The organism is Thalassolituus sp. UBA6592 (genome assembly GCF_002433655.1).
GTDB lineage: Bacteria > Pseudomonadota > Gammaproteobacteria > Pseudomonadales > Oceanobacteraceae > Venatoribacter.
Genome location: NZ_DJIO01000154.1, coordinates 1 through 10,679, shown reverse-complemented (window position 1 = coordinate 10,679; position 10,679 = coordinate 1). Strand labels below are relative to the sequence as shown.

General features: G+C 53.6%; 9 protein-coding genes. 5 read left to right on the top strand and 4 right to left on the bottom strand.

Features of this window, described 5'->3' with window-relative positions; genetic code table 11:
• Window positions 1-151 precede the first annotated feature (151 nt).
• Entirely contained in the window at window positions 152-1,105 is a 954-nt protein-coding gene (trxB, locus tag B2Z72_RS15410) for a thioredoxin-disulfide reductase (RefSeq protein ID WP_297005244.1), read from the bottom strand.
• Window positions 1,106-1,518: 413 nt separating this feature from the next.
• Between trxB and B2Z72_RS15405 the strand changes: the two genes are divergently transcribed.
• A complete protein-coding gene (locus tag B2Z72_RS15405) occupies window positions 1,519-2,277 on the top strand; it encodes a hypothetical protein (RefSeq protein ID WP_296986184.1) in 759 nt (252 codons plus the stop codon).
• Window positions 2,278-2,486: 209 nt separating this feature from the next.
• Here B2Z72_RS15405 and B2Z72_RS15400 read toward each other — a convergent pair whose 3' ends face one another.
• From B2Z72_RS15400 to B2Z72_RS15390, 3 genes are all read right to left on the bottom strand, one after another.
• Complete coding sequence (locus B2Z72_RS15400; protein ID WP_296986182.1) at window positions 2,487-4,610, bottom strand: TRAP transporter large permease subunit; 2,124 nt, start codon at window positions 4,608-4,610, stop codon at window positions 2,487-2,489.
• A 201-nt stretch (window positions 4,611-4,811) separates the two neighbouring features.
• A complete protein-coding gene (locus tag B2Z72_RS15395; RefSeq protein ID WP_296986180.1) occupies window positions 4,812-5,828 on the bottom strand; it encodes a putative solute-binding protein in 1,017 nt (338 codons plus the stop codon).
• A 2-nt stretch (window positions 5,829-5,830) separates the two neighbouring features.
• The gene (locus B2Z72_RS15390; RefSeq protein WP_297005240.1) at window positions 5,831-6,868 is read right to left on the bottom strand and encodes a hypothetical protein; all 1,038 of its coding nucleotides are present in this window, start codon (window positions 6,866-6,868) and stop codon (window positions 5,831-5,833) included.
• 136 nt (window positions 6,869-7,004) lie between these two features.
• On the opposite strand from B2Z72_RS15390, the gene B2Z72_RS15385 reads away from it, so the two are divergent.
• The 4 genes from B2Z72_RS15385 to B2Z72_RS15370 all read left to right on the top strand — a co-directional run.
• A complete protein-coding gene (locus B2Z72_RS15385) occupies window positions 7,005-7,889 on the top strand; it encodes a hypothetical protein (RefSeq protein ID WP_296986176.1) in 885 nt (294 codons plus the stop codon).
• A 457-nt stretch (window positions 7,890-8,346) separates the two neighbouring features.
• Window positions 8,347-9,726 carry a PhoH family protein gene (locus B2Z72_RS15380; protein WP_296986174.1) on the top strand — a complete coding sequence of 460 codons (1,380 nt, stop codon included), beginning with the start codon at window positions 8,347-8,349 and terminating at the stop codon, window positions 9,724-9,726.
• 125 nt (window positions 9,727-9,851) lie between these two features.
• Entirely contained in the window at window positions 9,852-10,292 is a 441-nt protein-coding gene (locus tag B2Z72_RS15375; RefSeq protein ID WP_296986172.1) for a hypothetical protein, read from the top strand.
• A 139-nt stretch (window positions 10,293-10,431) separates the two neighbouring features.
• Window positions 10,432-10,679, top strand: a 248-nt coding sequence (locus tag B2Z72_RS15370) for an LOG family protein (RefSeq protein WP_414716707.1), incomplete at its 3' end; no start/stop codon positions are given.

The window sequence follows — 10,679 nt, the reverse complement described above, 5'->3', positions numbered from 1 at the left end:
AATTTATTTCTGGACAGAAAGAACCCGAGGCCGAGCTGACCTCGAATGGTGAAGATAAGCAAAACCCGTTATCCGGTGAATCGCAATGCTGCTCTGCTTAAGTGAACAGCATTGCGCTGTTGCGGGGCTTTGCTGAACAGACAGTGATGCCTTATTTCAGGTTATCCAGATAACGCTCTGCGTCCAGCGCCGCCATACAGCCGGTGCCGGCAGAGGTAATCGCCTGACGGTAAATGTGGTCAGAAACGTCTCCGGCCGCGAACACACCTTCAACGCTGGTCTGAGTCGCATTGCCGTGGGAGCCGCTCTGCACTTTCAGGTAACCGCCTTCCATGTCCAGCTGGCCTTCAAAAATACCTGTGTTCGGCGCATGACCGATGGCCACAAACACACCATCCACGGCGATGTCTTTGCTTTCGCCGCTGTCACGGTCTTTGATGCGCATACCGGTCACGCCCATATCGTCGCCCAGCACTTCTTCCAGCTCGCTGTTCCAGTGAATGGTCACGTTGCCGTTGGCGGCTTTATCCATCAGCTTATCAGCCAGAATTTTTTCAGAGCGGAAGCTGTCGCGACGGTGAACCACAATCACTTCAGACGCAATGTTGGACAGGTACAGCGCTTCTTCCACAGCGGTGTTGCCACCACCGATCACAGCGACTGGCTTTTTGCGGTAGAAGAATCCGTCACAGGTCGCACAGGCGGAAACACCCTTACCTTTGAACGCTTCTTCGCTGTCCAGCCCCAGGTACTTGGCGCTGGCACCGGTAGCGATGATCAGTGCATCACAGGTGTATTCACCAGTGTCACCTTTCAGGCGGAACGGACGCTGGGTCAGTTCTACTTCGTTGATCTGATCGAACACGATTTCGGTATCAAAACGCTCGGCATGGGCTTTCATACGGTCCATCAGCTCAGGACCCTGTACGCCTGCCACATCACCCGGCCAGTTATCGACTTCCGTGGTGGTGGTCAGCTGGCCACCCATCTGCATACCGGTAATCATCACCGGATTGAGGTTTGCCCGCGCGGCATATACCGCTGCGGTGTAGCCCGCCGGGCCTGAACCAAGGATAAGTAACTTAACGTGGCGTGCTTCGCTCATACGAATGCGTCTCCGGAATACGATGTGTTATGGCCTGTCGATACAGGCAATCTGTTTTATTGGGGCGACATTATAGGGGTCCATGACCCGTGGGCAAAATCCTCTGTGGGAACAGAGTTATGTAGCCGTTCATCAATCTGCCCGGCGAATGGCGCAGGCAACCCGATAAATCAGGCCCCAGACCTTATTCGTCAGCTTGTTATCCAGACAGGCAGCGCATCACCCGGCGAACTGCTGTGTGCCTTCTATACTCAGTTTATTGAACAGCCATTTAGCAGATCAAACGGCGCGATTAGCCCAAAGACTGTGCGGCGAAGGTCGGGTTATACAGGGATTCCCGTTGCTTGTTCCGTCTGTCCGGCTCAGGCAGCATGGGATATGACTCTGAATAACAATAATGAAAAGGTCACGCTATGAACAAACGCCAGGACATACAGCAGAAGTCCCGTCTCGGTACTCTGCTGATACATAAAGGATTTATTACCCGCCAGCAGCTGGATGAAGCACTGACGATTCAGTCTGCGGAAGGGAAACGTCTGGGTGAAGTACTGCTGCAGAAAGGCTGGCTGACGGAGAAACAGCTGCACAGTGCGCTGCGTAAGCAATCCCGCTACCGCCTGGTAGCCGCTTTTACCGCCATGCTGGTTGGCCCATTTCAGCCATTTATGGCGAATGCCAGCAGCATCAGTGATGACAATATCGATGTCGCCGAACAGATGATCAACAGCCGCAGTGGCATGCAGCGCCTGTCAGAAAGTGATTTATCCGCAATCACAGCCCGTGGTGTTACCGATACCTATGAGCGGATGCTGGATATCGTCAGCACGAACAGTGGTAACGGCAGCGCTAACGGCGGTTCAGATGCTAATAACGCATTCAGTTCGGATGAAGATACCGCCATTACCACACTGGAAGGGCTGGCGGCGTCGCTGATTCCCGGCACCAACCTGCTCGATGCGGATATGGAAGTCACAGGGGTGGAATACGAACCAGGCCCGCGTACCACCATTAACGCCGACGGCTCGCTGGATATCCAGATGCCAACCCGTATCCGCCAGATTGCTTTCCGTAATATCCGGGTTGCTGGCACCGAAGGCCATCATATGGGCGATGTGGTGATCCGTGATGTGTCGTTCGGGCCGGGCACCAGCGTTAAGATTCAGCTGCACTGAAGTCACTTTGAACGTTCAGTAATTCCTGGCTGCAGTCCGGTCGGTTAGTTGCCGACCGGGCTGGGGCTCTGGCTTTAAAATCCGGGCTCTGAGATCGGTTTTTTTAATAAATGCCAGGCAGCCCTCAGCTCTCCTTTAAACCCGGCCCTCAGCTCTGCAGTATCAGCACTAAATCATCAATGCTAAACCATCAGTACTAACCATCAATACTACAGCTCACTGATCAGCAGCGGCACAAATGCGACGATCGCCAGCGCAATAGCCATGGTAAGCAGCGGCAGAAGAATACGCTCATAGCGATACCAGAAGCTCATCCCCGCCGTTTCCTCTTTCGCCAGACGCACCTCTTCTTCCCCGACCACCTGCCGGGTCAACAGATGATTCAGCGCCACCGGCGGACTGAGATATCCCAGCTCAAAAGCAACCAGGGTGACCATCCAGAAATGCACTGGATGAATACCGCTGTCATAGGCAATGGAGGCGATGGTGGCACTGACCAGAATGACCGCGCCGTAAGGGTCCATCACCATACCGATCACCACTAGCAGGGCGACCAGTAAGGCCATCGCCAGCCATACGGATTCAAACGTGGTCGGCACCATACTCATCAGTTCCGCGCGTTCAACCACACCACCAATACTCACCGACAATCCCATCAGCATCAGTAAGGCACCGATATGTCCGGTGGTTTCTGTGGTTGCTTCGCGGATGGTTTTCTCAATGGAGTCATTGCCATCACGCAGATCATCCCAGGATTTCTCCAGCCGGTTTTCTACGTATTCAATGTTTATATTTTCACGTTTTAGCAGCCCCTTTTCCTGCGCAGCACGCTCATAAATCAGAATCACCAGCAGCAACACCGGCAGAATAAACGGCGCGGAAAATTCATCCAGCCAGGCGTTTAAGGCCAGACCATAAACTGCCAGCGTCAGGCCGATAATCACGATATAGGGAATCAGAGGTTTCAGTGCCTGAATAAATTCCGGCAAGGCGACGGTGGGCTTTTCCATACGGATGCTGTTGCGGCCAGTCAGCAGGGGTATTCCGGCAAACAGCACAGTCGTCAGCAGAAATACTTTCACGCCCCAGCCAAATAGCTGATCCGTGGTTACCTCATTATTCAGTGCGGCAATAATCACTACCAGCAGACAGGGACGTAACACCACACCTAAGGATCCGGACATGGCGGTTGCCGCCAGCGCCAGCTGCCGACGCGCACCGGCACGGCGTAATTCCGCATAAATCAGACCGCCTACCGCAATCACGAAGATACCGGACGCACCTGTGTAAGCGGTCGGAATTGCGGCAATGGCAACCACGACGACGGCCAGTAGTTCCGGTGCCATTTTAAATGGACGGAAAATATTGAATACCACCTGCGCCAGTTCTGTGCGCTTCAGCAGCATGCCAATCCATACGTACAGGCCGACATTGAGGAACAGCTGCGACAGCTCCATCATCTGATTGAGATAAATACCAATCCCTGCCGTATGCCCGGTGGCAATAAAATAGCCGCCGGAAATGATGCACATGGTGGCGTACAAAGGCACCGACAATTGCGCCTTTAAAAAGCTGCCTCCGGGTTCTGCATCTTTGGGAATAAACAGAAACTGATACACACTCAGTAATAAGATACTGCCGAATCCCGCAATCCAGAGATTGTGCAGAATACTGTGCTGTAACGACACATCCACACCGGCACTGAACGCTACTTCACGAAAGCTGTATACGGAATAAAACAGAATAGCGCTGGCAACCAATTGCGCTGTTGCCGCAACGCGATAGTCCATAGCGGTGATCATAGGACGGATAGCAATATGATGGCGGCGGAACAGTGCTGTCATACCACAGATCAGCACCAGCACCGCCAGCATAATACGTTGCGCCGTCAGACCAAACTCACCGAAGGAGGCGATGCTTTTTTCCAGCGTGCGGAATACCTGAACCGCAGGCGTAATCCGCTGTGAAGTCTGGCTGTAAAATTCGTGTTGCTGCACACACTGGGTTTGAGCGGCCAACAAAGACTGGCGCATTATCTGCGGATCTGCCGGTTCGGCCTCAAACAGATCCCAGTCGTCATCCTGAGTATTTGCTTCACGGATCAGTCGCGCCAGTTCACTGTCGATATCCATGGCCGGATTACAGACAGGCGCGACCGGGTCATTGCGTAACTGAAAATAGCCGTCCCAGATATTTTCGCCCAGCTGCAACAGCTGTGCATGCAGGGCATGACTGGTATTGAGAATAACCACAAAAACCAGCACCAGAAAAGCCGGCAATGCAGCCACCCATTCATAGGCACTGCGGTTGCCCAGGCGGACTGTCTGCTCCATGAAATACCTCATCTGCAGATTACCCTATGCGAATTATTAAGCACACTGATGCATCTGCTTTTTTTATTTTTCGATTGTTATCAGCTGTCTTTATTTATTGTCGTTAATTATTGTCGTTATTTTTCTGCAGCTGTTTATGTTTGCATTCTGACGTTGTTCGCTTCACTGCGGCATTAATTCCGCAGTAAAAATTTATTGTGCTTATTCCAGCTGTTCCACGCACTCTGCCGCTGCCGCATTTTCAGCGCAGCGAAGTTTTCTTAACAGCCGGAGGGTAACCGGGTGATAGACGCCCTCTTCACGCAACGCAATACGCACATTGCGCAGCATCTGCTGGTATTTTTGGTAATCGGCGTCACTGAGTATCATCCAGTATTTTGTATCAATGGCGGCTTCGTCTTTCCGGATAAGCGCCAGCGCGCGATCAAAGTACGACGCCACTTTAGAACGCGACTGCTGGCCATAACCTGGCGGAAAACGGTCTTTATGCAGAATGATCTGAAAATCCAGATATGCGAGATTGAATTTCATAATACCGCCTTTGTCGCCCAGCCCTTTGTACATTTCCAGTGGCTTATAGGCCAGTGCCGGCGCATAAGCGGCATCGACGCTGCCGTTATTGAACTTGCCGGAAAAGTTAGCCGAATTGGCCGGCACCACCGCCGCACCGACATGGTTCACCATTTTTATGGACGGTTCATCGTATTCAAACGTAGCGATACGTTTACCGGACAACTCTTCCACAGAGTCCACACTGCGGTCACGGACGAACAGATAAATAGGGCCTGCCGGCAGCATACCGCCCACTTCATAACGGCCTTCCACCATAAACTTCGCTGCCTTTGGTGAAGACACAGTGGCAATGGCTTTACGCATCACATCATCATCCGGCACCGCACCAATGGCTTCCACCGTTGCCGCAAACTGATTAAATGGCCGCGCACGGGAACCGGTGATCAGCATGCCGTCGCATTGCTCTGCCTTAAAATCATCAATGGCGATTTTTTCATCGGTATAGGCACGCAGATAAAAATCCACGCCCCACTCCAGCGCGGCAGTCTGATAATCCTTACTCATACCAAACAAAGTGCCATTGGCGCCCAGTGGGTCATAAACACAGAAGGTGCGTTTTTCCAGAGCCTGCAGTTGTGTGACCGACAGCAGCAACGTGCTGCAGGTAATCAGGCGGATAAAACTCTTTGAACAATAATGCAGCATGATCACTCTCCCAGCAGATCGTCGATATCCAGACCACCGGTGGCTGCCGGTGCGTCATCCCAGAAAGTCCCCAACCCGCCCAGTGGTGTGCGGGAACCCGTTGCTTCTGTCCATAAACGATCAGAGACCGCCAGAATCTGGCGGCTGGCCATAATATCCATCATGCGGTATTCCGCTTTTGGCGATACGCTCTGCAAGGAATCGGCGTGGCGGCGGATAGCATCTTTCAACTGCGCGGTATTGCCTGAGCCGTCGGCAATGACGACTTCAATGGCATGCGCCATACGTACACCCGAAGCGTTCGCCAGGCGGCTGGCATCGGCCAGCTGCTGCCATGGATCCATGCCCTGCGGTGCCGTGTCCGGCATCATCACCCACAGGCCAGCCTGCAATGCCTGGGGTAATCCCCACCAGCGCTGATTGTCGACACACTGAATACCACGCACGGTTTTCATGGCGATGTCTTTCGGTACGTTAACCGAATTCTGCGAACGCAGATCACTCATCACCGCCTGCATACCCGCCAGCGAACCCAGCACCCAGAAAATCTCCTGATCGCGGTCCAGCTCCGGGCAACTTTCTCCCGGTTCACCAAATTCCGCCACCATATGCCGGTAGGCCTGATACTGGCGCTGCGCGGCCACAGCAAACTGACGCTTTTCGCGGATGCGCGCGTCTTTGGCTTCGCTGACGTTCTGCGCTTTAAACGCGCGCAGATAACTCAGCGCTTCTTCATGGGCTTTTTCTTCCGCACAGGAACCGGCCATCATGTACATGCTGACTGCCGCACGATCAGGCGTATAGGTCAGCTCAGTAAACGACATCAGCGCCGGTGTCATGGCGGTCGCCAGCCCACAGGCCATCTGCGGATCGTTGCCTTTCAGCGAATAGGGAATGGCATAGTCTTCAGTGAAGTCATACGCGAACCAGCCTGTGGTGCGGTAGATGGTTGAGCATCCTGAAACAAAAGAAAGCGCAGTAATAATCAGCAGCAAACGGCTGACAGGCCAGAAAGAAAACGGCCGGCGGATGGCAGACATAGTACCCCCAGGAGGTGAGTCATTTATTGTTATTGTTGGCGCCTGACAGTGTATCCTGTCGCTGACGATGGCCCTTGTCCGGAAAGCCATGAGGCCTGCGACAATAGAGTCAATCAGCGTGTTTCAAAAGGTTAATATGTGCCAAACCCCGGAGCCGTCAGGCCTGCTGCCAGCCATCACCGCAGCGGATCATGAACAACGCTTAGCCGCACTGATTGAACAGCATTTCAATCTGGCAGAGCTGCGGGTCGACGATGTGTACCGTATCCATTTTTCCAGCATGCGCGGGGTCGCAGCCCGCCACTGGCGGCACCGTAAAGACATTCCCCGCGACCTGCTGCTGTTGCCCCGCCTGGTTGGCAATACCCTGCTGCGCCGCAGCGGCAATCCTTTGCCCAGCGGCAAGGAAAGCGAGCTGCGCACCATCATTGAAACAGAACTCCTCAATCTGCCAGCCCTTGAACAGACACTGCAGGCTTATTGCGAAGACGTGATACGCCGCAGCGGCCCGGACCTCAGCCAGCAGCCATTAACCGCGGCACAGCGGGCCGATTTTGAACAATACGTAAACCACCAGCTGCAACGCCTGCACCTGCCCGGTGAGGGGATGCGCGAAGCGCTGCTGGCGCTGACCATTATGCTCAGTGGTCGCGTGCTCGGAGATAAGGCACTGGTGAGCAGTGCTGCCAGTCTGGGGAGCACCCTGGCAACTTCCGTGTATATCGGTCAGCAGACCTGGTGGGGGGCATTCTGGGCCAGTTGGTTCGGCGTTCCCGGCTGGGTCAGCTGGGCAGGCATAGGTACCGGACTCGCCTCGGTGATTGTGCTCTCGCCACTACTGGCACCCGGTATTGAATGGGGCATCAACCGCCTGCGCGCCCGACGCCTGCTGACTCAGACAGTGCAACAGGCGCGTCAGCAACTGTTGCAGAAAGACCGCGTCGTCCTGCTCAGCCGCCTTGGTGTTTACCTGCAACTGCTGCCGGATATCGCCCAGTATCTGGCCCGGCTGCGGGGCTGAAAAAGAGAGCTGCACAGACAATATGAACAATTTGTGACCCGCCAACAAAGACTTGGCAGGAAGCTTTCATGTGTTCATAGTAGAAGTACTTCTGAATCACCCGGAATGGGTAACACAAGGTTCAGAGATACCTCATAGGCGGAAACGCCTCTGGAGTAACCCACGGAGGAGGGTTGTTGTTGCCGACAACGCATCTGTCACAGACTGGCAGATCATGCAGGTCCGGCAAGGATCTGTGTGAATATGCCAAGCGACATCAGGCGAAGCTCATCACGAGCGCTGACGCCGGAACCTCTTACCGCCCCGATTTACCCCCCGCACGACCACTGAACACCTCAACTTCACCTGTAAATAAACACACCGCAGACCATGCCCTGCCTGTGTCCGGAGAACCGCTCTGGCATGAATTCCTGTCCACAAAAAATACTCAGCCTAACCTGCTATCAGGAGTGCTTATATGGCCGCACTGAAAACCAACACCAAGCTGTATGTTCTGGATACGAATGTTCTGATTCACGATCCTGCTGCGATCCTGAATTTTGAAGAGCATCAGGTCGTCATTCCGATGACCGTTCTGGAAGAGTTGGATAAATTAAAAATGGGGAAAGCCGCCATCGCTACGGATTGCCGCGAAGCCATCCGTAAAATCGATAAAATCATCGGCGATGCGTCACCGACCGAAGTGGCTAAGGGCGTACCGATTATCCGCCCAGATGGTTCAATCCGTGGTCACCTGTCGATTCTGCTCGACACCTTTGATAACCCCAACCGCTCGCTGCCCGAGCACCTCAACGACAATAAAATCATCAACGGCTTAGTGTGCCTGCAGGAAAAAAATCCACGGCGTGAAGTGGTTCTGATCACCAAAGACATCAATATGCGTCTGAAAGCCCGCGGTTGTGGCATCGGCGCCCAGGATTATCAGAACGACCAGCTGCTGGACGACGTGTCCCTGCTGGAAACCGGTTACCACACCTTTGTTGATTCCTTCTGGGAAACTCAGGCTGAGGTAGAAACTTTCCACGATGAAACCGGCACCTTCCACCGCATTCCGCTGGTGAATCTGCCGGAAGACCTGTGTGTAAACCGCTTTATTGTTGACGAAAAAGGCTTCGTCGGGCGTGTTGTCGCACTGGAAGAGTACAGCGCCGTACTGCAGGACCTGCCGGTCGATCAGCTGATGTCACAGACCGCCTGGGGCTTAACCCCGCGTGATATTCCGCAGGCGCTGGCGCTGTATCTGCTGCTCGACCCGGATGTGCATCTGGTGACACTCTCCGGTCAGGCCGGTTCAGGTAAAACCATTCTGGCTCTGGCAGCCGCCATTGAAATGACCGTCGCCAGCCGTCAGTTCAAACGCATTATCGCCACCCGCTCGACCCGCGGACTGGATGAAGACATCGGCTACCTGCCCGGTACCGAAGCGGAGAAAATGGAACCCTGGCTGGGCGCCATTACCGATAACCTTGAAGCGCTGCATAACGAGGATGAAAACGCCACCAGCAGCGTCGACTACATTCTGCAGAAAGTCCCACTGCAGTTTAAATCCCTGAACTACATCCGTGGCCGCAGTTTCCAGCAGAGTCTGATTCTGATCGACGAATGCCAGAACCTGACCCCACACCAGATGAAAACCATCATCACCCGTGCCGGGGCCGGCAGTAAGGTCATCTGTCTGGGTAACCTTGCGCAGATCGATACCCCATACCTGAACCCTATCAGCTCCGGTCTGACCTACCTGATTGAACGTTTTAAAGAGTTCAGTCATGGCGCTACTGTGCATCTGGAAGGTTCACCACGATCCATTCTGGCAGAATACGCGGAGACCCATTTGTAACGTTTTTTTGCTTACCTTCTTTGACGATATAAGAAGTGTGAACTATATAACTAAGAGGGCTTTGTTACGGCAAAGCCCTCTTTTTCATTATCCATTCACCATCCGCAATCCACGGAAGGTACAACATGATCAAAGTTTTTGTTACAGCAGTGCTGGCCACATTCGCCTGCAACCTGATGGCCGCCACGGCGGAAAAAGACAAACCGGCAGACTATAAGGTCTATGAACTGGAGTTTGAGACTGACTCCAACTGGACCAGCATCGAAATTCGTGACGACGCAGTGTTCGTTAACGCACCGGCTGGCGAGAATATGAACATCACCGCCAAAGACGGTCTGCGTTCATTCACCATTTCACAGAAAAAAATCCATCTGCGCTCGCGTACCCGCGGACTGGTGAACATGAATCTGTTCGTTAAAACCGACAATAACGTACTGGGCCTGACCATCTGCAAAGGCTCACCCAGCAGCTATACCTCGATTAAATCGGATCAGGCCAAACAGAAAAACGATCTGAAAGAAAAAGATCACTGCGAACCGGCCGCTCTGGTGCTGCAACTGTTCTGATATTCCACTTTCCCTTCGGCGCCTGCGGGCGCTTTTTTTTGCCGCAGCATCAGTCTGAGCCGGTGAGAATCATCGCGCCCCCCACCGTCATCGCCTAATCGGAGTATACTGTTGGTTTTTACCGCTTCAGGAGACTCAAATGAAACGTGTCGCGATTTACTGTGGTTCCCGCCGCGGCAACGACAAAAAATACGCACAGGCTGCTGCTGCTGTGGCCAGAACACTGGCTGAAGCCGGTATTGGTATTGTTTATGGCGGCAGTAACACCGGTCTGATGGGCGTGGTTGCCGACAGTGCACTGGCCGCCGGTTGCGAAGTGACCGGCGTGATTCCTGAAGGTTTATTTCAACGCGAAGTCGCACATCAGGGTCTGACGGAACTGCACTA

Excerpts from the sequence above, each read along its gene's own strand:
- B2Z72_RS15405 (WP_296986184.1), top strand. The coding sequence starts at position 1,519 with ATGAACAAACGCCAGGACATACAGCAGAAGTCCCGTCTCGGTACTCTG.
- B2Z72_RS15380 (WP_296986174.1), top strand. The coding sequence starts at position 8,347 with ATGGCCGCACTGAAAACCAACACCAAGCTGTATGTTCTGGATACGAAT.
- B2Z72_RS15395 (WP_296986180.1), bottom strand. The coding sequence starts at position 5,828 with ATGCTGCATTATTGTTCAAAGAGTTTTATCCGCCTGATTACCTGCAGC.
- B2Z72_RS15385 (WP_296986176.1), top strand. The coding sequence starts at position 7,005 with ATGTGCCAAACCCCGGAGCCGTCAGGCCTGCTGCCAGCCATCACCGCA.
- B2Z72_RS15390 (WP_297005240.1), bottom strand. The coding sequence starts at position 6,868 with ATGTCTGCCATCCGCCGGCCGTTTTCTTTCTGGCCTGTCAGCCGTTTG.
- B2Z72_RS15375 (WP_296986172.1), top strand. The coding sequence starts at position 9,852 with ATGATCAAAGTTTTTGTTACAGCAGTGCTGGCCACATTCGCCTGCAAC.
- B2Z72_RS15400 (WP_296986182.1), bottom strand. The coding sequence starts at position 4,610 with ATGGAGCAGACAGTCCGCCTGGGCAACCGCAGTGCCTATGAATGGGTG.
- trxB (WP_297005244.1), bottom strand. The coding sequence starts at position 1,105 with ATGAGCGAAGCACGCCACGTTAAGTTACTTATCCTTGGTTCAGGCCCG.